Below are 24,490 nucleotides of genomic sequence, written 5' to 3' on the forward strand. Positions count from 1 at the left end.
GTGCGCGTACGACAGCCGCGGCGGGACGCCGCCGCGCACTTGCGGAAGACTGGTGACATGGAGACGACCCTGCAAGGCGTCGGCGTGAGCCACGGGGTGGCGATCGGCGAGGCACGGCACATGGGCACGGCGGTGCTCGAACCGCCGGCGAAGCAGATTCCCGCGGCGGAGGCGCCGCGCGAGCAGGAGCGGGTGCGCAAGGCCGTGGAGGCGGTGGCCGCCGATCTGGTGGCGCGCGGCAACCTGGCCGGCGGCGAGGCGCAGGCCGTGCTGGAAGCGCAGGCCATGATCGCGCAGGACCCGGAGCTGGCGGCGGACGTGGAGCGGCGGATCGCCGTCGGCTCCTCCGCGGAGCGCGCGGCGTACGACGCCTTCGCGGCGTACCGCGAACTGCTCGCCGGAGCCGGGGAGTACATGGCCGGGCGGGTCGCCGACCTGGACGACGTGCGCAACCGGATCGTCGCCCGGCTGCTGGGCGTGCCGATGCCGGGGGTGCCGGACAGCGACGAGCCGTACGTGCTGATCGCCCGCGACCTCGCGCCCGCCGACACCGCGCTCCTCGACCCCTCGCTCGTCCTCGGCTTCGTCACCGAGGAGGGCGGGCCGACGAGCCACAGCGCGATCCTCGCCCGCGCGCTCGGCGTGCCCGCGGTGGTGGCGCTGCCGGGCGCCGTCGAACTGGCGGAAGGGACCGTCGTGGCCGTCGACGGCTCGACCGGCGAGGTGTTCGTCGCACCCGGTCCCGAGAAGCGGGCGGAGATGGAGCAGATGGCGGCCGAGCGCAAGGCGGCGCTGGCGGCGGCCTCCGGCCCCGGGGCGACCTCCGACGGGCACAAGGTGCCGCTGCTGGCGAACATCGGCGGCCCGGCGGACGTGCCGGCGGCCGTCGCGGCGGGCGCGGAGGGCGTGGGCCTGTTCCGCACGGAGTTCCTGTTCCTGGACGACAGCAGGACGGCGCCGTCGGAGCAGGCGCAGATCACCGCGTACCGCCGGGTGCTGGAGGCGTTCCCGGAGGGGCGCGTCGTCGTACGCGTCCTGGACGCGGGCGCCGACAAGCCGCTGGAGTTCCTCACCCCGGCCGACGAGCCGAACCCGGCGCTCGGCGTCCGCGGGCTGCGGTCCCTCCTGGCCCACCCCGACGTGCTGCGCACCCAGCTCACCGCGCTCTCCAAGGCGGCGGCCGGGCTGCCGGTGTACCTCGAAGTGATGGCGCCGATGGTGGCGGACCGGCAGGATGCCGCGGACTTCGCGGCGGCGTGCCGGTCCGCCGGGCTGCCGGCGAAGGCCGGGGCGATGGTGGAGATCCCGGCGGCGGCGCTGCGGGCGCGGGCGATCCTCCAGGAGGTCGAGTTCCTGTCGCTGGGCACGAACGACCTGGCGCAGTACGCCTTTGCCGCCGACCGGGAGGTGGGGGCGGTGTCGCGGCTCCAGGACCCGTGGCAGCCGGCGCTGCTGGACCTGGTGTCCTTCGCGGCGGAGGGCGCCAAGGCGGAGGGCAAGAGCTGCGGGGTGTGCGGCGAGGCGGCGTCGGATCCGCTGCTGGCGTGCGTGCTGACGGGGCTGGGGGTGACGTCGCTGTCGATGGGCGCGGCGGCGATCCCATACGTCCGGGCGACGCTGGCGAAGCACACGCTGGCACAGTGCGAGCGCGCGGCGTCGGCGGCGCGGGCGGCGGACACGGCGGAGGAGGCCAGGGAGGCCGCGCGGGCGGTCCTGTCGGGCGAGTAGGGGCCGTTCCCCGACCCCGCCCCCTCCCGAAACCGGGGGCTGCCGCCCCGGACCCCGCACGGCGCGGCCCTCCGGGCCCCGGCGGCTCGCGAACGGCCACCGCCTCCATCCCGCCGTCATCGGTGGCAGCCCTTCTCCGGGCGGGGCAGCGGGGTGCCCGCGCCGTAGGTGACGCCGGGTTCCGGGGGCAGGGGGGCGCCCGTTCTCGCGTTGGTGCAGTACGCCGCGTAGACCTCCTTCTCCGTCAACGGGGCCAGCCAGCCGTCCCGCAGCCGCCAGCCCCGGACCGACTCCCCGCCGTCCGCCCCCGTCGTACGGGCCACCACCCCGCCCGTGCCCGACGTGGCGATGCCCGCCGCCAGCACGAGCCGCAGCGCCTCGCCGTCCGGCGGGCGGAGGCGCGGCGGGTCCGGCGGGTCCGCGCTGCGGGCCACCGCGACGAGCGGGAAGCCCGCCGAGCGGACCGTCGCCACCACGTGCTGCGCACCCGGGCCCAGGGCCTCCGTCAGCCGGTCGACCAGCAGGCCCGCGCGGGCCAGTGCCGCATCGGCCCGGTGCTCGCCGCAATCCTCGCAGCGGCCCGCCGCCGCCAGCAGCGTCGCCGCGCGCTCGCGGGAGCGGCTGCGGGCCGCCGCGTCGAGAAGTTGGGGCACCAGGCGGTCCATCGGCTGGCCCCCGTACGCCACGGCCGGGCCGCGGGCGGCGGACTCCGCCACGTAGCGGCAGCGGCTCGCCGGGGAGTCCGGCTCCAGGCCACGTTCCGCGCAGAAGCGGGCGAAGCCCGGCGGGTCGAAGAGCGCCACCGTCGTGTACGCCCCCTGCGTCGCCCGGGCCCGCAGGACGCCCTCGACCTGCCGCAGATACGCCGCGTGGTCGTCGAAGAGAAAGCTCGCATACCGCCGCATCGCCGCGAAGTCCGCCGCATCCGCCAGCAGCCCCACCGCACCCGGCATCTCCCGGCGCAGCAGCCGGGCATCCGTCCTCGCACGCACCATGACTCCCCCTCTACGGAACGCAACCGATCACTACGCACCGTAATCGAGGGGTCTGACAATCCCCGCGGGTTCAGCTCCGGGACCGCGCCAGCCGCTCGTAGAACCTCAGCAGGTCCACCCGGTCCACCGACCCCGGATTGACCGCCTTCTCCAGCGGCGTGCCCTGCAGCATCCGCTTCACCGGCACCTCCAGCCGCTTGCCGGTCAGCGTGTGCGGCACGCCCTCCACCTCGATCACCTCGTCCGGCACGTGCCGCGGCGAAAGCTCCTCGCGGAGCGCGGCGCGGATCCGGTCCCGCAGGCCGTCGTCCAGCCGTGCATCCGTGGTCAGTTGGACGAAGAGCGGCATCCAGTAGCCGCCGTCCGGCTGCTCCACGCCGATGACAAGGGACTCCCGCACCTCCGGCAGCCGCTCCACCACCTCGTAGATGTCCGCGGAACCCATCCGCACGCCCTGCCGGTTCAGCGTCGAGTCGGAGCGCCCGTGGATGACGACCGAGCCGCGCGACGTGAGCGTGATCCAGTCGCCGTGCCGCCACACGCCGGGGTACGTGGAGAAGTAGCTGTCCCGGTAGCGCTCGCCGTCCGGGTCGTTCCAGAACCGTACGGGCATCGACGGCATCGGCTGCGTCACCACCAGCTCCCCCACCTCGTCCGTCACCGGCTCACCCGCCGGATCCCACGCCTGGAGGTCCGTGGCCAGGCACGCCGCCTGCAGCTCGCCGATGTGCACCGGCAGCGTCGGCACCGCGCCGGCGAAGCAACTGCACACGTCCGTGCCGCCGCTGACCGACGCGATCCACATGTCCGCGGGCCCCGCGGGTCCCGCCCGGTGGAACTCGTCGTGGATCCAGCGGAATCCGTCCGGCGGCAGCGGAGAGCCCGTCGTGGCCACGCACCGCACCCGCGTCAGGTCCAGGTCGCGCCCCGGGTGCACGTCCGCCTTGCGGCATGCCATGACGTACGCCGCGGAGGTGCCGAAGAACGTCGCCTCCGTGCGCTCCGCGACCCGCCACTGCGCCGCGACGTCCGGATGGCCGGGGCTGCCGTCGTAGGTGATCACGGTGGCGCCCACCAGGAGGCCGGAGACGAGGAAGTTCCACATCATCCAGCCGGTGGAGGTGTACCAGAAGAAGCGGTCGCCCGGGCCGAGGTCGCAGTGCAGCGCGAGCTGCTTCAGGTGCTCCAGCAGGATGCCGCCCTGGGACTGCACGATCGCCTTGGGCAGTCCTGTGGTGCCGGAGGAGTACAGGACCCACAGCGGGTGGTCGAACGGCACCTGCTCGAAGACCGGTTCCACGCCCGTGGCCACCAGCGCGTCCCACTCCAGCGCGCCCTCGGGCGGGGCCGTGCCGAGCAGCGGGACGTGCACGACGGCGCGCAGGGTGGGCAGTTCGCGGCGCAGTTCGGCGACGGTCTCGCGGCGGTCGTGCTCCTTGCCGCCGTAGCGGTAGCCGTCGACGGTGACGAGCACCACCGGCTCCACCTGGCGGAAGCGGTCCAGGACGCTGCGGGCGCCGAAGTCCGGTGAGCAGGAGGTCCACACGGCGCCGACGGCGGCGGTCGCCAGCAGCGCGACGACGGCCTGCGGGATGTTCGGCAGGTACGCGCCCACGCGGTCCCCGGGCCGTACGCCGAGCCGGCGCAGCTCCGCCGCCAGCGAGCCGACCTGCGCCCGCAGCTCCGCCCGGCTCACGGGCTGGGGCCCGGCGCCCTCGGCGACGTGCAGCAGCGCGGGTCCCGCGGCGGTGCCGGCGTCGCGCAGCGCGTGCTCCGCGTAGTTGAGCCGGGCGCCGGGGAACCATGAGGCGCCCGGCATCGAGGCGTCCGCGAGGACCGTCTCGTACGGGCTGGAGAACCGGACGCCGAACCACTCGGCCGCCGCCCGCCAGAACCGCTCCAGGCCGCCGTCCGGCGCCACGGACCAGCGGTGCAGCGCCGCGTAGTTCGCCTCCGGGTCGCCGGGTACCGGCGCCGGCGCGCCGTGGTGCTCCGCGGCCCAGCGGTGGAAGCGGGTGAGTTGCGCGTCGTCGACGCGCTCGGGGCCGGGCCGCCACAGCGCCGCGGGCGGCTCGGGCGCGGCGGAGCCCGCGGACGGCACGGACGGCGCGGACGGTTCGGTGGGCGGCTGGCTCGGCATGGCGTGACTCCCGTGGTACGGCATCCGCATGAGGGACTGCGCCGCCGCCGGCCCGGTGGGGCGGCCGCGGCGCGCACGGAGCGCCCGGCGAGGGTGGCCGGTGCTCCGGTGAGACGATGCCACGTGATCGAAAGCGGCACCAGTACGACCCGTCCGTACCGTCGTACGACCCCGCGTGGGGGCTCACGACCGCACTCCCGGTGAACAGCGGTTGAACTCTCTCGCCCGCCGTGGTGTGCGATGGCAGGCTGATCAGCATGGATCCCTCCGCCCTCACCCGGCGTGCCCGCGCCCTGCGTGCCGCCGTGCGGAACCGGCGGGCCGACGCCGCCGCGCTCCCCCGCCGCCGCGCGGAGCGGGCCCGGGTGCCGGGGCTCGCGACCGGGGCCGAGCCGGCGCCGGGCGGAGGCGTGATCCGCTTCGCCCGCTCCGCGCTGCAACTGCGGGTGACGACGACCGGCGCGGTCTTCTGCGGCTGGGACGGCGCGGAGCCGGAGCCGTCGTACGCGCTCGCCCGCGCGCCGGAGACGGACGCGCGCGTAGAGCTCGAACCGGACGCGGCGGGCGGCGGCTGGCGGGTGGTGTCGGAGCGGGTCACGGTGGCGGTGTCGCGGCGCGGGGCGGTGGAGGTGCGTACGCCGGCGGGCGTGGTGCTGCGCCGGGAGCAGCCGCCGCGCTGGTGGGAGTCGCCGGCCGGCGCCCCGGAGGACGAGGTGCGCGAGGAGGTGCGGCGCTGGGTGCAGCGCGCCCACGTCGGCCCCGACGCCCGGTTCTTCGGCCTCGGCGGCCGCGCCGCGGGCCCCTCGCTGCCGGACGGCCGCTACCGGCTGTGGAACAGCGACCCGGGCGGCGCCTTCGCCCCCGGCGACGACCCGCTGTCCCTGACGATGCCCGTGCTGTTCGTCATCTCCGACGCCGGCTGCCATCTGCTGTTCCACGACAACTCCTGGGACGGCAGCGTCGAACTGCACCGCGGCGCGGAGGGCGCGGGCTCCGGTCACGACCGGCCGGGCCGCGTCGAGATGCGCATGGCAGGCGGGCCGCTGCGCTACTGGGTGATGGCCGGCACCCCCGCCCGCGTCCTGCAGAGCTGGACGGCGCTCACCGGTGCCCCCGCCGTCCCGCCCGCTTGGGCGCTGGGCTACCAGCATGCGCGCCGCGACTTCGGCGGCGCCGAGGGCGTACGCCGCGTGGTGCGCGGCTACCGCGAGCGCGGTCTGCCGCTCGCCGCGGTGCACCTGGACATCGACCACTACGACGGCCACCGCGTCTTCACCGCCGACCCGCACCGCTTCCCCGACCTGCCCCGGCTGGCCCGCGAGCTGGCCGCAGACGGCGTGCGCATGGTCTCGGTCGTCGACCCGGGCGTGAAGGCCGAGCCGGGCTATCCGGTGTACGACGCGGGCGTGGCCGCCGACGCCTTCGTACGGGACGCGCGCGGCCGCCCCGTACGCGGCGTGGTGTGGCCGGGCGACGCGGTCTTCCCCGACTTCACCGACCCGCGGGCGCGCAAGTGGTGGGGCGGGCTCTACGCGGAGCGGCTGCAGCAGGGCTTCACCGGCTTCTGGCACGACATGAACGAGCCCGCGTCCTTCACCGCCTTCGGCGAGAAGACCCTGCCCCGCTCGGCCCGGCACGCCCTGGAGGGCCGCGGCGGCGACCACCGCGAGGCGCACAACGTCTACGCCCTGCAGATGGCCCGCGCCGCGTACGGCGCGCTGACCGGACTGCAGCCCGACCGCCGCCCGTTCCTCTTCTCCCGCTCCGGGTGGGCGGGCCTCCAGCGCTACGGCGGCACCTGGTCGGGCGACGCGGCGACCGGCTGGCCCGGCCTGTCCGCGTCGCTGGCGCTCGTCATCGGCCTGGGCCTGTGCGGGGTGCCCTACTCGGGCCCGGACATCGGCGGGTTCAGCGGCCGGCCGGATCCCGAGCTGTATCTGCGCTGGCTCCAGCTCGGCTCGTACCTGCCGCTGTTCCGCACCCACTGCGCGCCCGGCGCCGGGCGGCGCGAGCCGTGGGAGTTCGGGCCCGAGGTGCTGGAGCACGCCGGCGCGGCGCTGCGCGAGCGGGAGCGCCTGCGCCCGTATCTCGCGACGCTCGCCCGCCTCGCGGAACGCAGCGGCGCGCCTTTCGTCCGCCCGCTGTGGTGGTACGACCCGGCGGACCGGGCGCTGCGCGAGACGGAGGACGCCTTTCTGCTCGGCGACGCGCTGCTGGTGGCCCCGGTGCTGGCCGCGGGAGCCCGCCGCCGCGCGGTGCGGCTGCCGTTGGGGCACTGGTACGACACCGCGACGGGCCGCGCCCTGACGGGCCCGGGCACCGTGGAGCTGGAGGCGCCGCTCGCCCGGGTGCCGGTGCTGGCCCGCGCGGGCGCGGTGCTGCCGGTGGCGGGGGCGGACGGCGGTACGGAGCTGGAGGTCTGGGCGCCGCCGCCCGGCGTCACGGGCGGCGGCGTGGTCGTACGGGACGACGGTGACGGCTGGGAGGCGCCGCGGCTGGAGCGGTACGTGACGCGGTGGGCGGGCGGGACGACGGTGCGGCGCGAGGACGGCGCGGAGCCGGACCTGCCGGTGCGGGTACGGGGCGAGTAGCAGCCCGTACGGGGCGGGCCGCCCCGTTCCGTACACCCGGACAGCCCCGCGCCGTCCCCTTCCCCGCGCGCGCCCGCTGCGATAGTGAAAGGGCCATGCCCATGAAAGCCGCCCTCGCGCGCCCCCTGTCCCGGCTCGCCGTCCTGGCCGCCGCCGCAGCCCTCGCCGTCACGGCCACCGCGGCACCCCCGGCCGCCGCGAAGCCGGAGCCGAAGGCTCCGAAGGAGTTCGTCGCGCTCTCCGACGTGGACCCGACGATCCTGCACGACATCCGCTACGTCACCCCGCACAACTTCACCGGCGAGCGCATCGACGGCTACCGCAAGCCGATGTGCATCCTCACCGAGGACGCCGCCCGGGCGCTGAGGAAGGCGCAGCGGGCGTTCCTCCGGGACGGCTACACCCTGAAGGTCTACGACTGCTACCGCCCGCAGCGCGCCGTGGACCAGTTCGTCTCCTGGGCCGAGGACCTGGGCGACCAGCGGATGAAGGACGAGTTCTACCCGCGCGTCGACAAGTCCCGGCTCTTCGAGGACGGCTACATCGCCGCCCGCTCCGGCCACAGCCGCGGCAGCGTCGTGGACCTCACCCTGGTGAAGCTGCCGGCCGGGAAGACCCGTCCGTACGTGCCGGGCGAGCCGCTCGTCGACTGCGCGGCCCCGCAGGAGGAGCGCTTCCCCGACAATTCCCTCGATATGGGCACAGGCTACGACTGCTTCGACACTCTCAGCCACACGCTGGACGAGCGGATCCAGGGCGAGCAGCGCGCGAACCGGCTGCGGCTCAAGGACGGTCTGGAGGCGGCGGGCTTCGTGAACTACGCGTACGAGTGGTGGCACTTCGCTCTCGCGGGAGAGCCGTTCCCGGACACGTACTTCGACTTCCCGGTCCACCGCCGCTCGCTGTCCGGCGACGGACGCTGACGGAGCGCGGCCGGCGGCCTGCCGGCCCGGTCCACCCTTGTAGACTGGGCCGATTATGTTCGACCACATTCGGCATCGGCCGCCGGCCACGCTCACCAGAGAGCGTGAAATCGTCGTGGCATGTGCTCCTCTGCGCACCCGCGCCAATCTGTCCAGCATCGTGCGCACCGCGGGATGCTGCGGAATCACCAGGGTCATCGCGTGCGGAAACGCGAAAGTCGACCCCGAGGTCGCCCGGGACAGCACGGACCACGTCACGATCGAGGTCCGCAGGACCCTGCCGCCGGTGCTGAAGGATCTCCGCGCGGCCGGATACCGGGTCGTCGGCCTGGAGCAGACGACCAACTCCCACAATCTGCACAGCTTTTCCTTCCCCCGGAAAACGGCCCTCGCCGTCGGAAACGAGCGGCTCGGCCTCACCGAGGAGGAGTTGAAGTTCGTCGACGACTGCGTCGAGATTCCCGTCTGGGGAATGCCGCACAGCTACAATGTCGCGACCGCGACGGCCATGGCGCTGTACGAGTACTGCAAGCAGTACCCCGAAGGCTGATCCGGAACCCGCCCGAATTCGATGAGAGACATGCAGATGACGGTGCCGAGTTGGCGGGAGATCCGCGACGCTTCCGTTCTCCTGGAGGACGAGTCCGTTCTGGTGCTGAACAAACCCGCCGGGATTTCCGTGATGGGTGAACGGCACGGCACCGATCTCGTGGAACTCGCCGCGGAGGCCGGAGAGCAGCTCTATCCGGCCCATCGCGTCGACAAGGTCACCTCAGGCGTCGTCCTCTTCGCCAAGGACCTGGCCACGCACGGCGGCCTGACCCGGCAGTTCAACAAGCGGACCGTCGACAAGGCGTATCTGGTCGTCACCGGCACCACCGGGCTGCCCGGCCGGGGGACGATCGAGCTGCCGCTCGGCGTCGGGCGCAAGAACAGGGTGCGTATCGCCGCGGCGCGCGAGGCGATCCGGGCCGACGAGGCGGACGGCCGCTGGTGGGTCGCGGAGGAGGACGTACTCGACGGGAAGAACTACCCGTCGACCACCCATTTCCGGACGCTCTGGAGCGACGGTGGGCACTCGGTGCTGATCGCCCGCCCGGTCACCGGCAGGCGCCATCAGATCCGCGTCCACCTCGCCTGGATCGGCCACCCGATCCTGGGCGACCCGCTCTTCGACAAGACCGCCGCGGCGGCGGGCCTGCGGACGCATCTGCACTCCTGGCGGCTGGGCTTCGACGCCTCCTGGCGCGACGGCAGCCGCGTCGACGTGGTCGCGGAACCGGACGGCGGCTTCTGGGAGCCGCTGGCCGGCACGCTGACCCCGGACGCGATCGACCGCCTGCTCCGCGACGGCGCGCGGCTCCTCCGCCCGGCGTGACGCGCGCGGTCCGGCCCCGACCAGCGGTGTCGAAAATACATTTGAGGCCGTCGTGTCCAGTGTCTTGACGCTCCATCAGGGCAGGTGAACACTGCCGGATGTCAGTCGGGCATCGCCGCACGACGGCCCCCGCCGCTCTGTCTCCCACCGGCGATACGCCTCGCTGACGCGCGCTCGCAGCGACGCCGGTCGGGGTGTGGACCTCTCTCCCCTGCCGGCGCTCGACGTCATGGCAACAGCCAGGGAAGAACGCACCCTTCGTCTCGGCCGGGACGGCGATCCCGGTGGTTGATCGAGGAGCCGCAGTGGACTATCCCAATGGGGACATCTTCGCCGGTGAAGTGATCGGCACCGCCATTCTGATCCTGTTCGGCGCGGGCGTCTGCGCCGCCGTCACCCTGGAGAAATCGAAGGCCAAAGCATCCGGCTGGGTCGTCATCGCCTTCGGGTGGGGCTTCGCCGTGCTGGCCGGCGCCTACACCGCCGCGCCGCTGTCCGGCGGGCACATCAACCCGGCCGTGACCCTCGGCGTGGCCGTCGAGAGCAACGAGAACTGGGGGAAGGTGCCGCTGTACATCGCCTCGCAGATGCTCGGCGCGATCATCGGCGCCGTCCTCGCCTGGCTCGTCTACTACGGCCAGTTCGCCCGCAACGCGAACCGCGAGACGTCCGTCGAGACGCTCGGCATTTTCTCCACCCGCCCGGAGATCTACCAGCCGTGGCAGAACCTCGTCACCGAGATCATCGCCACCGTCGGCCTCGTCCTGCCGATCCTCGCCTTCGGCCTCACCGAAGGGCTGGCCGAGTCCGGCACCCAGGTGCTCGTCGTCGCGCTGCTCGTCGTCGGCATCGGCCTGTCGCTCGGCGGCCCCACGGGCTACGCCATCAACCCGGCCCGCGACCTGGGTCCCCGTATCGCCCACGCGCTGCTGCCGATACCCAACAAGGGCACCAGCGAGTGGAACTACGCCTGGATACCCGTGGCCGGCCCGCTGATCGGCGGCGTGCTGAGCGCGCTGATCTACAAACTCGCCTTCTAGCAGCAAGGGGACGTCATGACGGACAAGTACGTCGCCGCCATCGACCAGGGCACCACATCGAGCCGCTGCATCGTCTTCGACCAGAACGGCGCCATCGTCGCCGTCGACCAGCGCGAGCACCGCCAGATCTTCCCCAGGCCCGGCTGGGTGGAACACGACGCCACCGAGATCTGGGCCAAGACCCAGGCCGTGGTCGCCGGGGCACTGGCCAAGGCGGGGCTGCGGGCCGACGAGCTGAGCGCCGTGGGCATCACCAACCAGCGCGAGACGACCGTGCTGTGGGACCGGGCCACCGGCAAGCCGGTACACAACGCCATCGTCTGGCAGGACACCCGCACCGCCGCGCTGTGCACGGAACTCGGCGGCGAGGACGGCCAGGACCGCTTCCGCGACCGCACCGGGCTGCCGCTCGCCAGCTACTTCTCAGGCCCCAAGGCCGCCTGGCTGCTCGACAACGTGCCCGGCCTGCGCCGCCGCGCGGAGAACGGCGAGATCGCCTTCGGCACCGTCGATTCCTGGCTGATCTACAACCTCACCGGCGGCGTGGACGGCGGCGTCCACGTCACCGACGTCACCAACGCCTCCCGCACCATGCTGATGAACATCGAGACCCACCAGTGGGACGAGTCCATCCTGTCGGCCATGGACCTCCCGGCCGCGATGCTGCCGGAGATCCGCTCCTCCGCCGAGGTCTACGGCACCTGCACGGGACAGCTCGGCGGCGTGCCCGTGGCCTCCGCCCTGGGCGACCAGCAGGCGGCGATCTTCGGCCAGACCTGCTACGGCGTCGGCGAGGCCAAGAACACGTACGGCACGGGCAGCTTCCTCCTGCTCAACACCGGGACCCGGCCGGTGCCGTCGAAGAGCGGGCTGCTCACCACCATGGGCTACCAGATCGGCGGCGAGGCGCCCGTCTACTGCCTGGAGGGGTCCATCGCCATCACCGGGGCCCTGGTGCAGTGGTTCCGCGACCAGCTCGGCATCATCTCCGCCGCCGAGGAGATCGAGACGCTGGCGGCGAGCGTGGACGACAACGGCGGCGCGTACATCGTCCCAGCGTTCTCCGGGCTGTTCGCCCCGTACTGGCGCGGCGACGCGCGCGGCGTCGTCACCGGCCTCACCCGGTACGTCACCAAGGCGCACCTGGCGCGCGCCGTGCTGGAGGCGACGAGCTGGCAGACGCGCGAGGTCGTCGACGCGATGTACGAGGACTCGGGGGTACGGCTGACGGACCTGAAGGTGGACGGAGGGATGACCGCCAACAATCTGCTGATGCAGCACCAGGCGGACGTCCTCGGCGTGCCCGTGATGCGGCCGGTGATCTCCGAGACCACCTGCCTCGGCGCCGCCTACGCCGCGGGCCTGGCCACGGGCGTGTGGCGGGACCAGGACGAGCTGCGCTCCCACTGGAAGCGCGACACCGAGTGGACGCCGCACATGGACGAGGGCACGCGGGAACGCGAGTACCGCAACTGGCGCAAGGCCGTCGAGCGCAGCTTCGGCTGGCAGGACGACCAGGAGGACGGCGCAGGCTGACGCAGCGGCGCCGCGGCGCGGCCGTCCGCCGTCAGGACCTGCTGCCCCGCGGCGCCGCCGCCAAGTGCTCGCCGACCCGCTTGACCAGCAGCGTCATCTCGTACGCGATCTGCCCGATGTCGGCGTCCGACGCGGCCATCACCGCGAGGCAACTGCCGTCGCCCGCCGCGGTGACGAAGAGGAACGCGTCGTCCAGCTCCACGAGCGTCTGCCGTACGGATCCCGCCTCGAAGTGCGTGCCCACGCCCTTGGCCAGACCGTGGATGCCGGAGGCGACCGCCGCCAGATGCTCGGAGTCCTCCCTGCTCACGTCCTCGGAGACACTCATCGGCAACCCGTCGGAGGACAGCACCAGCGCCATCCGCACGCTCGCCAGCCGCCCCACCAGATCGTCGAGCAGCCAGTTCAACCGGCCCCCGGCCGGGTGCCGTCTGTTCCCACCCTGCACAACCATGCCCGCGTCCCTTCCCCAGTCGGCAGAGCCTACTACCGTCGCCCCGGCAACTCGTAGCCCCCTTCGAACGTTGACACATCGGAACGTGTGAACATGGGTACCCGGGGCTTTCGTCACCCCGCGTGCGGGGCAGTGACCCTGGGCACCCGGCAGTCGAGCGGGAGAGGAACCTGATGGCTGCGGAGGAGGAGCTGCGGCGCCCCGAATCGCCGCTCTGGGTCGAGGAGCCGGTCGGTACACCGAGGCTTCCCGACCCGGTGCGGACGGCGGCCGTACGCGCCGTGATCATCGTGGCCGTGACCCTGAGCCAGGCGATGGCCGCGCTGCTGTTCACCGTCAGCGGGTCGTGGCCGGCCTTTCCACTGCTGCTGAGCACGGTCGTGAGCACCGTGGTCGCGACCTGGGGCGTGCTGGACGTGTGGGTGACACGGCAGGTGTGGAAGCAGCGGTACGGGGTGGAGTCGCGGCCCAGCAGCGCCGCCCGCCGCGCCCGCAGGGAGCGCCGCGGCGGCCGCCGTACCCAGCGCGGCCGGCCGCCCGGAGCGGTGGCCGCGGGAGTCTGACCCGGCCGGTCCCGCGGCGCCGCCGTGCCCCGTACGGTGACCGGATCCGATCGCCCCCCGGGCGATATCGGCTTGTTGTCGTTGCATCCGCCAACAACGCTTCTGCCGGCAGGAGTCGGTGGAGCCGGGCCGCCGAGTCCGGCGCCCGGCTCCGTACCCGAAGGGGCAGCCGCTACGTGGCCGCGGGCGGGCGGCGGAAGATGCGGGTGGCCGTCACCTCGCCGACCGAGGGCTCCTCCCCGTCCCGCTGGGCCGGCAGTCCGGGGCGCAGGTGTTCCTCGACGGTGATGTACTTCAGGCCCGCGCGCAGGTCCGCGTCGTTGCGCAGCCGGATCACCAGGGGGAACTCCGCGAGCGCCGTGGTGTCGAAGAGGCCCGTGGTGTAGAGGAGCTGCACGCCGAGGGCATCGGCCACGGCGCGTTGCAGCTCCAGCAGATACGTGGCGTTGGCGCGGCCGATGGGGTTGTCGAGGAAGAGCGTGCCCGCGTGGTGGTGCCGGTCGTCGCCGCGGTCGTTGCCGCGGAGGGCGGCCATCGTGCAGTACAGCGCGATGGCTGCGGTGAGCAGTTGGCCGCCGGAGAACACGTCGCCCATCTGCCCGACGGGCACCCGCTCCGCGCGCAGCACCGCGTCCGGCTTGAGGATCTCCACCGCCACGCCCTTGGGCGCCATCGCGGCGTCCACGCCGCGCAGGAGGAGGGTCGTGCCGTCGCGGCGCAGGTCGCTGTTCTTGCGTACGGCCGCGCGCGTGGCCTCGTCGATGACCTCGCCCAGGCGCTCGGAAAGGGTCGCCTGGTCGGGGTCCTCGAAGCGGATACGCAGGAATTCCTGCCCGGACCACTCCCCCAGCCCCTCCGGCAGCCGGGACAGCCGCTGCGCGGCGCGGAGCGTGGCAAGGCCGGACTCGACCAGGCCGCGCAGCCGGTCGACGATGCCGTCGCGGTTCCGCTCCAACTGCGCCAGCTCGTCGGTGAGTACGCGCAGCCGGGGCGCGAAGGCCGCGGCCCAGGCGGCGGCGTGCTCGGGGAGGGCGGCGGCGGGCAGTTCGCGGATCTGCTGCCGGGCGGGGGTGCGGACCTGCTCGTAGCGGGTGGAGTTGGCGTGCCGTACGAGGACGTCGCACGCGTCGCGCAGGGCGGACTCGGCGGTCGCCAGGTCCGCGGCGCAGCCGCGCAGCGAGCGGCGGGACTCGGCGGCGGCCTGCCGGGCGCCGTCCAGCCCGCCGGGGAACGGCTCCGCGTCGCCCGCGTCGTCCTGCTCCTCGCCCGCGGCGGGGCCGCGGAGCAGGTCGCGCAGCATGGCGGCGGTCTCGGCGAAGGCGCCGGCGGCGTCCTCGGCGGCGGCGCAGGCGCGGCGCAGCCCGGCGTGCGCCTCGGTGGCGGCGGCGAGTTCGTCGGCGCGCCCGGCGGCGGTGGCGGCGGCGGACCGCAGCAGCGCCTGGGCCTGCTCGGCGCCGTCCGGCACGAGGTCCTCGGGCAGCTCGGTGTGCGCCTCGCCCGCCGCGGGCGCGAGCCGCTCCGCGTCGCCGCGCAGCCGGCCCAGGGTCTCGCTGGCGGCGGCGGAGCGGGACTCCAGCAGGTGCACGACGGACTCGGCGCGGGCGGCGGCGGCCTGTCGCGACGGCGCGTCGGCGCCGTCGGGCCCGGCGAGGAGGGTGGCGGCGCGCGTACGGACCTTGTTGCTGAGCCGGTTCAGCTCCGCCAGCGCGGCGGACTCCTCGCTCTCGGCCCGCGCCTGCTCGGCGCGGAGATCGGCTCCGACGCCGACCTTCTCGTAGACCTGGGAGGCGGCCCGGTACGCCTCCCGCAGCGCGGGCAGCGAGGCACGGGCCGCGTCGGCGGCGGCGGCCTGGGCGAGCCGGGCCCGGCGCCGCGCGCCGCCCTCGGGCCGGGAGGCCGCGCCCTCGGCGGGGCCGGTGTCGCCGTCCGCCGCCGTGTCCGGCTCCTGGAGCGTCCCGGGTGACGGTCCGCCTCCGGCCTCGGCGGCCTCGTCCGCCGCCTCGGCCTCCAGTTCCTCGGCCACGCCCGCGATCTCCGCGCGCTCCGCGCGAAGGGCGCGCGCCGTACGGCGGGCGTCGTCGGCGGCGCGCTGGGCGTCGCGGCGGTCCTCGTCGGCGGCGCGGGCGCGGGCGGTGCAGTCGGCGGCCCGGGCTTCGTACTCCAGGGCCTCGTCGGCGAGTTCGCGGAGGCGGGCCTGCCAGCCGGAGCGTTCGCGGAGGCGGTGGGCCAGGCCCGCGAGCGCGTCGGCGCTGCGGCGCGCGCGCTGGGCCTGGTCCTGGCGCTCCTCGCGGGCCCGCGCGGTCTCCTCGGCGGCGGCCGCGGCGTCCTCGGCCCCGGCGCGGGCGCGGGTCAGCGTCTCGTCCGCCGCGGCCGATGCCGTACGGGCCGACTCCGCGGCGGCGGCCAGTTCCGCCAGCCGGCCGGCGGGGCAGCCCGTACGCCACGAAGCCAGCCGGGCCGCCAGCGTCCGGTCGGCCGCCAGGCGGGCGGCCAGGACGCGGATCTGCTCGTCGCGGTCGGCGGCGCGGGCGCGCAGGGCGTGGCGTTCCTCGTCGGCGGCGCGCTCGTCGTGCATCGCCGGGTTGGGCGGCACGAGGAACACGCCGCCGTCGCGCTCCCCGGTGGGCGGCGGCGCCAGGAGCGCGGCGGCCGTGCCCACGGCGAGGGCCGAGCGGGGCAGCAGCGCCGCTTCGCGCAGCACCTCGCGGGCGCGCGCGTGGGTGTCCGGGTCGGTGATGACGACCCCGTCGACCAGCTCCGGGCGGGCGTCGAGCACGGCGGCGTGGTCGGCCGGGTCGACGGCCTGCGCGAGGTAACGCCAGCCGGGCAGCGCGGGAATGCCGTGCTCGCCGAGGCAGTCGACGACGGCCAGCACGTCGGGACCGGGCGGCAGCAGCCCGCCGTCGCCGAGGGCTGCGAGGATCCGGGCGTCGTCCCCGGCGGCGGTGCGCAGGTCGAAGAGCCGCCGCTCGTCGTCCGTGACCCGCGCGTCGAGCAGCGTCCGCAGCTCGTCGGCCGCGCGGTCGAACTCCACGGCGCTCAGCGCCCGTTGCTCTCCGCCCTCGCCCTCCGCCTCCGGCAGGCCCAGCAGTTCCACCAGCCGCCGCTCCCCCGCCAGCGACTCCGCCGCACGGCGCTCCGTGCCGTACGCCGCCTCGGCCGCCTCCGCCGCGTCCGTGGCGCGGGCCGCCGCCAGCTCGGCGCGGGCCAGGTCCGCCGCCGTCTCGCGCGCTTGGTCCGCCGCCGTACGGGCCGCTTCGCGGGCCTCGTCCCAGGCGGCGACCGCCGCCTTCTCGGCGTCCCCGGCGACGAGGGCCGCGCGGGCCGGGTCCGTGTCGGGGGCGGCGGGGTCGGTGTCGAGCCAGCCGGCCCGTACCGCCTCCGCCGTCTCCTGCGCGACCTCCGCGAGCCGCTGGCGCAGGTGGTCGGTCTCGCTGCGGGCGCGCTGCGCCCGGGTGGCGGCGGCGACCGCGTCGGCGTGCGCCGTCTCCGACTCCTGCTGGAGGCGGGCCGAGCGCTCCTCCTGCTCCGCCGCCAGCGTCTCGCCGTCGCGGGCGGCTGCGTGCAGCGCGCGTACGAGCCCGGTGGCCGCCGTCGCGCGGGCGGCCAGCGCCGGGGCGGCGTCGCGCTCGGCCTCGCGGATGGCGGCGGAGACGCGCGCCGCGCGGTCGGCGGCGGCGCGGTGCCGCAGCACCGCCTCCGCGGCCTGCCAGGCGGCGTGCAGCGTACGGGCGTCGGTCAGCTCGCGGCGCTTGCCCGCCGCGCTCTTCTCCGCGGCGGCCAGCGCCAGCGACGCGTGCCGGTACGCCAGCTCCGCGGCGATCAGTTCACTGTCGCGCCGGGACGACTCCGCTGCCGTGACCCGCTCCGCGGCCGTCCGCTCCTGCCCGGCCAGCTCCGCCGCCCGGGCGCGCTCCGCGTCGGCCCGCGCCGTGAGCCGTGCGGCCAGCGCCCGGGCCCGGCGCTCGGCGCCGCCCAGGATGTCGCGAGCGCGGGCGCGCTGCTCCGCGCCCGCGACGATGTGCTCGAGAAGGTCGAGCGAGCCGGCGGTGAAGTCGCGTTCCGCGGTCAGTTCCGCGCGGCGGCCCAGCTTGTGCGCGAAGCCGTGGACGAGGTCGGCGAGACCGTCGGTGTCGCGGGTGTCGGTGACGGCGCGGAGCAGCAGGTGGGTGAAGTCGGAGTCGTTCTTCACCGCGAACAGCCCGGCGGCCTCGCCCTCGTCGGCGTTCATCTCCCGCTGGTAGCGGAAGAGTTCCGGGTCGAGGCCGAGGCGCGTCAGGTGCTCGTTCCACCGCTCGTGGATCTCCTCCCACGCCACGTCCAGGTGCGGGTACGCCTTGCCGGCCTCGGTCAGTACGTCCCGGAAGCCCTTCATGGTGCGGCGCCGCCCGCGCGCGCCCGAGGCGCCTTCGGCGGCGGGGCGCACCGCCGCGGACTCGGCGACCGGCAGCGCGTCCAGGCTCATCCCGGGCCCGGGACGGAACGAGTACCACGCCTCGGCGAACTTCCGGGGGTCGCCGGAGACCTGCCGGCCGCGCCACTCGCTCACCTTGCCGACGACGATCTGCTCGCCGGTGACGGTGTGCTGCCACTCCAGCGCGACGTGCCCGGTGTCGTCGGCGAGCAGGAACTTGCGCAGCACGCCGGAGCTGGCGCCGCCCAGGGTGTTGCGATGGCCGGGAAGCATCACGGAGAAGATGAGCTTGAGCAGGACGGACTTGCCGCCGCCGTTCTCCAGGAAGAGCACGCCCGCGGGCGCGGGCCGGCGCGGCGGCCCGGTGGGCTCGGCGGCGAAGAAATCGCCCTGGGCGGGCGCGGGCTGGGGCACCTCGGCGCCGACGCCGCGCAGGTCGAGCACGGTGTCGGCGTACCGCGCACCGGCGGGTCCGATGGAGTAGAGGCGGATGCGGGACAGCTCGTACATGCGATTGCGGCCTTCGCTCGTGACGTCTCGACCGGCCGTCAGGCCCGCTCGTGCTGGCTGGGGAAGAACGGCAGCGCGCCGCCGGCGATCTCGCCGTCGTCGGCGGCGGGCACCAGGGTCGCGCTGCCGTCGGCGACGGGCACGACGCCCAGCTCCAGCAGTTCGGACATGGCCGCGCCGCCGGCCATGTCCCGCACCTGCAACTGGTAGCGGGCGGTGGTGCGGTAGGTGCCGCCGGCGTCGTCCGACGTGCGCTGGAGGAAGCCGGAGTCGGTGAGGAACGCCATCGCCTTGCCGATGATGCCGGTGGTGGAGCCGGCGAGCCGGCGGGCGTCCTTCGTGGCGCCGGTGGCGCTGCGGCGCGCGTACACCCGCCAGGCGGCCTCCAGGCCGCGCTCGCCCTCGGCCGGGTCGGTGTTCTCGGCGGCTTCCTCTGCGCGCTCCTCCAGGCGGCGGCACGCCTGGCGGACGAAGGCGTCGACGCCGTTGACGCTGACGCGGCCGATGTAGCCGTCGTCCGCCAGGTCCTCGGGGCGCGGGAACGCCATGGCGGCGACGGCGAGATGGGCCAGGCCGTGGAGGAAGCGGTCGGCGGAGTCGGTGGCGGCTCGGCGGGCGTAGTCGCCCATGCGGACGGCGAAGACGGAGTCCTCGGCGGCGGTGACGGCCATGCCCGTACGGGTCGAGACCTCCAGCACGACGAGGCCGAGGCCGGTGGCGACGGCGTCGGCGAGGCGGGCGAAGGGCGGCTCTTCCCGGTAGCGCCGGAGCAGTTCTCCGTACTCCAGGTCGCGGGCGGGCAGCAGCTTGGGCTGGAGGCCGAAGGAGACCAGGCGGGCGGCGTCGGCGGCGTCGGCCGGGGTGACCGCGGGCGGGTGGCCGTCGGCGCCCCCGGTCGCGGCGGCCGTCCCGGGGGCGGTCGCGGGGTCGTGGATCACGAGGCGGCCTCCGTCCGGCCCGCCGCCATCCCGGCGGCGTCCAGCAGTGCCGTGCCGACGATGAGGTCGGCGCCGCCGAACTCGGCGTCCTCCATCTGCGTCCCGTCGTCCACGGCGAAGAGCAGCCGCTCGTCACCCTGCCGGTACGCCGTCCCCACCGCGGGGCCCGCGGCGTGCACCGCGAGGAGGGCGACGAGATACGGCAGCTCGGGGTCGCGGCGGCGGGCGTCGGCGAGCAGCCCCGACAGCCGGCGCGGCGCGTCCGGCGGCAGGTCGAGCAGCTCGCCCGCGGCGGCGAGCTGCTCCTCGCTGAACCGGCTGTCGTCCGGGGTGGCGACGAGGTCGGGCTCGGGCATCTCGGCGCCCAGGTGGGCCCGTTCCAGCGGGGGCGTCAGCAGCAGCTCCGCGAGGTCGGCGAGGCGTACGGCGTGCGGGGCGCGCAGCCCGGTGCCGCGGGCGAAGAAGGCGTCGGTGACGCGGTGGGCGGCGGAGACGGGCAGCGGCAGCACGGGGGCGAGGAGCTGGCCGTAGAGGTCGACGCCGGTGCGGGCGGCGGGCGGTGCGAACGCCTGCCGGTCCTGCTCGGCGCGGAACAGCGGGCCGGCGTCCAGCAGCCGGGTCTGGAGCTGGGTGTGGCGGCGGATGCAGTCCTTCACGATGTCGACCAGCTCCGCGGCGCGGCGCTTGTGGTCGGGGTCTTCCGCCTCGTCGCGGGCGCGGCGGATGTTGGTGAGGATGGCGTTCTCGTGCCGGTACCGGTCGGCGACGTGGTCCAGCGCCTCGTCGATCATCGCCGGGACGGTCTGCAGCCAGTCGACCGCGCGCACGTTGCGCCGGGTGGCCTCCAGGGCGCGGCGCAGCGTCTCGGCGTACTGCACGGTGCGGTAACGGGCCTGCTCGGCGGCGAGCTGGGCGTCGGCGAGCCGGCCGCGGCTGATGAGGACCTCGAGCTTGACCTCGGCGGCGATCTGCGCGCTGGTGACGTCGGTGTCGAGGGCGCCCACCAGCACGTTGACCGCCTCGTCGGTGGTCCGCAGATAGACGGCGCCGCCGGGTCCCGGGACCTCTTCGAGGAGCTTGAAGTCGTACTCCCTGCGCACGTACGCGCCGTCGTGGCCGAAGGTGCCGTACACCGCGCGGAAGCCGCGGTCGACGCTGCCGACGTTGACGAGGCTGTCCAGAACCCAGTGCGCCACCCGCTCGTGCTCGGCGCGAGGGCGCAGCGGCGCCTGGGCGGCGACGCGCGGCAGCAGCCGGGCGATGACCTCGTCGGGCTCGGCGCCGGTGTCGAAGTCCATCTGCAGGGTGACCAGATCGATGGCGGAGAGGGCCACCTCCGCCATCGCGTACACCCCGAACTCGCCGGCGAGCATCGCCTTGCGGGCGTCCAGGTCGTGCAGCGGAGCCGTGCACGCCAGGGCGCGCAGCCGGCGGGCCAGCCCCTCGTCGGCGGCGGGGCCCGGAGCGGGCCGCGGCGCGCCGGGCGCGGGCGTCGCGGTGGTCGGAGCAGTCACGACGGACAGATTAGGCGGTGCCACCGACATCGGCCGAAACGGCACGACCGGCCGCCGGCCCGGACGGCCCGGAGGGGCGGCGGCCTGAGCCCCGCGACGCCGGGACTCCGCGGTCGCTCACTCCGGTTCGCCGTAGCCGCCGCCGCCCGGGGTCTCGACCACCAGCGCGTCCCCCGCGGCCGCCTCCACCGTGTCGCAGCCCTCCAGCGGCTCGACGGTGCCGTCCGCGCGCTCCATGGCGTTGTGGCCGAGTGCGCCGGGTGCGCCGCCCGCCATCCCGTACGGGGCCACCCGGCGGTGGCCCGTCAGCAGCGTCACCGTCATCGGCTCCAGGAACCGGATGCGCCGGACCGCGCCGCGGCCGCCCTCCCAGCGGCCCCGGCCGCCGCTGCCGTCCCGTACGGCGAACTCCTCGACGCGCACCGGGTAGCGCCACTCCAGCACCTCGGGGTCGGTGAGGCGGGAGTTGGTCATGTGGGTCTGCACGACGTCGGCGCCGGCGAAGCCGTCGCCCGCGCCGGAGCCGGAGGCGACGGTTTCGTAGTACTGCGCCTTGTCGTTGCCGAAGGTGACGTTGTTCATCGTCCCGGAGCCCTCGGCCTGTACGCCGAGCGCCGCGTACAGCGCGCCCGTCACGGCCTGGGAGGTCTCGACGTTCCCGGCGACGGTGGCCGCGGGGAACTCCGGCGCCAGCATCGAGCCGGGCGGGATGCGCACGTCCAGGGGCTTCAGGCAGCCGCTGTTGAGGGGGATGTCCTCGGCGACCAGGGTGCGGAAGACGTAGAGCACGGCGGCCATGACGACGGAGCTGGGCGCGTTGGCGTTGCCCGGCTGCTGCGGCGAGGTGCCGGTGAAGTCGACCACCGCGCCGCGCGCGTCGCGGTCGACGCGCACGGCGACCTCGATGACCGCGCCGGCGTCGGTCTCGTAGCGGTACGTGCCGTCCCCGAGGGCGGCGATGACGCGCCGCACGGACTCCTCGGCATTGTCCTGCACGTGCCCCATGTATGCCTGCACGACGTCCAGGCCGAACATGCCGATCATGCGGCGCAGTTCGTCGATGCCCTTGTTGTTCGCGGCGATCTGGGCGCGCAGGTCGGCGAGGTTGGCGTCGGGCGCGCGCGAGGGGTACGGGCCGGATGTCAGCAGCCGGCGCGTCTCGGCCTCGCGCAGTTCGCCGTCGCGGACGAGCAGCCAGTTGTCGAAGAGGACGCCCTCCTCCTGGATCGTGCGGCTGAACGCGGGCATCGATCCGGGCGTGATGCCGCCGATCTCGGCGTGGTGGCCGCGGGAGGCGACGAGGAAGAGCAGTTGCCGCCCTGCATCGTCGAAGACGGGCGTGACGACGGTGACGTCCGGCAGATGGGTGCCGCCGTGGTACGGGTCGTTGATCGCGTAGACATCACCCGGCCGCAGCCCGTGGCCGCCGTCCCGGTTGCGCCGCAGCACCTCTTTGATGGACTCCCCCATCGACCCCAGGTGCACCGGCATGTGGGGCGCGTTGGAGATCAGGTTGCCCTCGGCGTCGAAGAGGGCGCAGGAGAAGTCGAGCCGTTCCTTGATGTTGACGGAGTGGGCGGTGCTTTCCAGCCGTACGCCCATCTGTTCGGCGATCGCCATGAAGAGGCTGTTGAAGACCTCCAGCATCACGGGGTCCACGCCCGTGCCGACCGCCTGTGTCGCGGGCCGCGGCCGGACGCGGGTGAGCGTGAGGTGGCCGCGGTGGTGCACGGCGGCCTGCCAGCCGGGGTCGACGACGGTGGTGGAGCCCTCCTCGGCGATGATCGCGGGTCCGGTGACGGTGTCGTCGGCGCGCAGTTCCGCGCGCTGGAACAGCCCGGCCTCGCGCCACTGCCCGTCGGTGAAGATCCGTACGCAGTCGGCGGGTTGCGGCGCGCCCCCGGTGCGGGCGGCCTCGCCGACCTCCTCCCGCGTGGTGGGGGCCTGCTCGGCGGCGGCCTCCACGGACGCGGCCTCGGCGACGATCGGCTTGTCCATCGTGAACGCGAACCGCCTGCGGTGCACGGCGGTGAACTCCGCCCGCATCTCCGCCTCCGCCGCCAGCGGTACGGCGATCGCCGAGTCGGTGCCCGCGTACCGCAGGTGCACCCGCGCCGCGGTGTCCACCGCGGCGGCCGGGATGCCCTCGTCCGTGAGGTCCGCCGCGGCCCGTTCCGCCAGCTCCGCGCAGACCTGGCGGATCCGCGGCATCGACTCGCCGGTCAGTTCCGCCTCCACGGCCTGCTCCCGCATCGCCGTCGCCGCGGCGACCCCGATGCCGTACGCGGAGAGCACCCCCGGGTGCGGCGGGACGACGACGGTGGAGATGCCGAGCACGTCGGCGACGGCGCAGGCGTGCTGGCCCCCGGCACCGCCGAAGCTGGTGAGCGCGTAGCGGGTGACGTCGTGGCCGCGCTGCACGGAGATCTTCTTCACGGCGTTGGCCATGTTGAGCACGGCGATGTCGAGGAACCCGGCCGCCACCTCCTCCGGCGAGCGCCGGTCGCCGGTGGCCGCGGCGGACGTCTCGGCCAGCTCGGTGAACGCCCGCCGCACCGCGTCGCCGTCGAGCGGCTGGTCGCCGCCGGGGCCGAAGACGGCGGGGAAGTGCTGCGGCTGCACGCGGCCGAGCATGACGTTGGCGTCGGTGACGGTCAGCGGCCCGCCGCGGCGGTAGCAGGCGGGCCCGGGGACGGCGCCCGCGGAGTCGGGGCCCACCCGGTAGCGGCGGCCGTCGAAGTGCAGGACGGAGCCGCCGCCGGCGGCCACGGTGTGGATGCTGAGCATCGGCGCGCGCATCCGTACGCCCGCCACCCGCGTGTCGAAGTCGCGCTCGAACTCGCCCGCGTAATGCGACACGTCGGTGGACGTGCCGCCCATGTCGAAGCCGATGACGCGGTCGTGGCCCGCCTCCGCCGAGGAGCGGACCATGCCGACGACCCCGCCCGCGGGCCCGGAGAGCACGGCGTCCTTGCCGCGGAAGTGCGTGGCCTCGCGCAGGCCGCCGTTGGACTGCATGAACTGCAGCCGGATGCCGGGCAGTTCGCTGGCCACGCGGTCGACGTACCGGCGCAGGATAGGCGACAGGTAGGCGTCGACGACGGTCGTGTCGCCGCGCGGCACGAGCTTCATCAGCGGGCTGACCTCGTGGCCGCAACTGATCTGCGTGAAGCCCGCCCGGCGGGCCTCCTCGGCGACGGCCCGCTCGTGATCCGCGTAGCGGTAGCCGTGCACCAGGACGACGGCCGCACTGCGGTACCCGTCGCGGTACGCGTCCGCCAGCGCCGCCCGAGCGGCATCGAGGTCCAGCGCGCGGACGACCTCGCCGTGGGCGCCGACGCGCTCGGGTACCTCGATCACCCGCTCGTACAGCGCCTCCGGCTTGAGGATGCGGCGCTCGAAGAGGAGCGGCCGGTTCTGGTACGCGATCCGCAGCGCGTCCCGGAACCCCTCGGTGACCACGAGGACCGTCGGCTCGCCCTTCCGTTCGAGGAGTGCGTTGGTGGCGACGGTGGTGCCCATCTTGACCACCTCGACGCGCTCCGCGGGCACCGGCTCGTCCGGCCCGAGCCCGAGCAGCAGCCGCACGCCCGCGACCGCGGCGTCGTCGTGGGCGCCGTAGCGCCCGGGGTCGTGCGAGAGGAGCTTGCGGGCGACGAGGGTGCCGTCCGGTCGTCTGCCCACCACGTCGGTGAACGTGCCGCCGCGGTCGATCCAGAACTGCCAGGGCGCCGTCATGCGCTCATTGTCGCAGGGTGCGACCGTA

At 74.8% G+C, this 24,490-nt stretch carries 15 protein-coding genes; 8 read left to right on the forward strand and 7 right to left on the reverse strand.

The features are described 5' to 3' along the window. The first annotated feature begins 57 nt into the window (after window positions 1-57). On the forward strand, window positions 58-1,728 hold the full coding sequence (gene ptsP, locus DMB38_RS01550) for a phosphoenolpyruvate--protein phosphotransferase (RefSeq protein WP_125933611.1): 1,671 nt from the start codon (window positions 58-60) through the stop codon (window positions 1,726-1,728). Between the two features lie 116 nt (window positions 1,729-1,844). Here ptsP and DMB38_RS01555 read toward each other — a convergent pair whose 3' ends face one another. Beyond that, window positions 1,845-2,723 (reverse strand): hypothetical protein, encoded by an 879-nt coding sequence (locus DMB38_RS01555; RefSeq protein ID WP_125933612.1) that lies wholly within the window; start codon window positions 2,721-2,723, stop codon window positions 1,845-1,847. 70 nt (window positions 2,724-2,793) lie between these two features. Next, window positions 2,794-4,863, reverse strand: coding sequence for an acetoacetate--CoA ligase (locus DMB38_RS01560; RefSeq protein ID WP_125933613.1), 2,070 nt, complete (start codon window positions 4,861-4,863; stop codon window positions 2,794-2,796). A 257-nt stretch (window positions 4,864-5,120) separates the two neighbouring features. On the opposite strand from DMB38_RS01560, the gene DMB38_RS01565 reads away from it, so the two are divergent. The 6 genes from DMB38_RS01565 (at window position 5,121) to glpK (ending at window position 12,331) form a co-directional block, all read left to right on the forward strand. Continuing rightward, complete coding sequence (locus tag DMB38_RS01565; protein WP_125933614.1) at window positions 5,121-7,454, forward strand: TIM-barrel domain-containing protein; 2,334 nt, start codon at window positions 5,121-5,123, stop codon at window positions 7,452-7,454. Between the two features lie 95 nt (window positions 7,455-7,549). After that, complete coding sequence (locus DMB38_RS01570; protein WP_125933615.1) at window positions 7,550-8,377, forward strand: M15 family metallopeptidase; 828 nt, start codon at window positions 7,550-7,552, stop codon at window positions 8,375-8,377. 55 nt (window positions 8,378-8,432) lie between these two features. Further along, window positions 8,433-8,927 carry an RNA methyltransferase gene (locus DMB38_RS01575; RefSeq protein WP_125933616.1) on the forward strand — a complete coding sequence of 165 codons (495 nt, stop codon included), beginning with the start codon at window positions 8,433-8,435 and terminating at the stop codon, window positions 8,925-8,927. A 30-nt stretch (window positions 8,928-8,957) separates the two neighbouring features. Then, window positions 8,958-9,755: an RNA pseudouridine synthase gene (locus tag DMB38_RS01580; protein ID WP_240661910.1), complete on the forward strand. Its 798-nt coding sequence runs from the start codon at window positions 8,958-8,960 to the stop codon at window positions 9,753-9,755. A 305-nt stretch (window positions 9,756-10,060) separates the two neighbouring features. Further along, window positions 10,061-10,795, forward strand: a complete 735-nt coding sequence (locus tag DMB38_RS01585) for an MIP/aquaporin family protein (protein ID WP_125933617.1) — start codon at window positions 10,061-10,063, stop codon at window positions 10,793-10,795. 15 nt (window positions 10,796-10,810) lie between these two features. Further along, window positions 10,811-12,331, forward strand: a complete 1,521-nt coding sequence (gene glpK / locus DMB38_RS01590; protein ID WP_125933618.1) for a glycerol kinase GlpK — start codon at window positions 10,811-10,813, stop codon at window positions 12,329-12,331. Between the two features lie 31 nt (window positions 12,332-12,362). Here the strand turns inward: glpK and DMB38_RS01595 are convergent, their stop codons facing one another. Then, on the reverse strand, window positions 12,363-12,785 hold the full coding sequence (locus DMB38_RS01595) for a roadblock/LC7 domain-containing protein (protein WP_047014445.1): 423 nt from the start codon (window positions 12,783-12,785) through the stop codon (window positions 12,363-12,365). A gap of 173 nt (window positions 12,786-12,958) precedes the next feature. Here DMB38_RS01595 and DMB38_RS01600 point away from each other — a divergent pair, with 173 nt between their 5' ends. Continuing rightward, window positions 12,959-13,348: a hypothetical protein gene (locus DMB38_RS01600; RefSeq protein WP_047014446.1), complete on the forward strand. Its 390-nt coding sequence runs from the start codon at window positions 12,959-12,961 to the stop codon at window positions 13,346-13,348. Window positions 13,349-13,520: 172 nt separating this feature from the next. On the opposite strand, the gene DMB38_RS01605 is transcribed toward DMB38_RS01600, so the two are convergent. The 4 genes from DMB38_RS01605 to DMB38_RS01620 form a co-directional block, all read right to left on the reverse strand. Then, window positions 13,521-18,272 carry a hypothetical protein gene (locus tag DMB38_RS01605; protein ID WP_125933619.1) on the reverse strand — a complete coding sequence of 1,584 codons (4,752 nt, stop codon included), beginning with the start codon at window positions 18,270-18,272 and terminating at the stop codon, window positions 13,521-13,523. Between the two features lie 38 nt (window positions 18,273-18,310). Then, entirely contained in the window at window positions 18,311-19,210 is a 900-nt protein-coding gene (locus DMB38_RS01610; protein WP_125933620.1) for a hypothetical protein, read from the reverse strand. Beyond that, window positions 19,207-20,754: a hypothetical protein gene (locus DMB38_RS01615; protein ID WP_240661912.1), complete on the reverse strand. Its 1,548-nt coding sequence runs from the start codon at window positions 20,752-20,754 to the stop codon at window positions 19,207-19,209. The genes DMB38_RS01610 and DMB38_RS01615 overlap by 4 nt, the downstream gene beginning before the upstream one ends. An 87-nt stretch (window positions 20,755-20,841) precedes the next feature. Next, window positions 20,842-24,462, reverse strand: a complete 3,621-nt coding sequence (locus DMB38_RS01620; RefSeq protein WP_125933622.1) for a hydantoinase B/oxoprolinase family protein — start codon at window positions 24,460-24,462, stop codon at window positions 20,842-20,844. Window positions 24,463-24,490 lie beyond the last annotated feature (28 nt).

Source organism: Streptomyces sp. WAC 06738, assembly GCF_003945505.1.
In the GTDB taxonomy this organism is placed as follows: domain Bacteria; phylum Actinomycetota; class Actinomycetes; order Streptomycetales; family Streptomycetaceae; genus Streptomyces.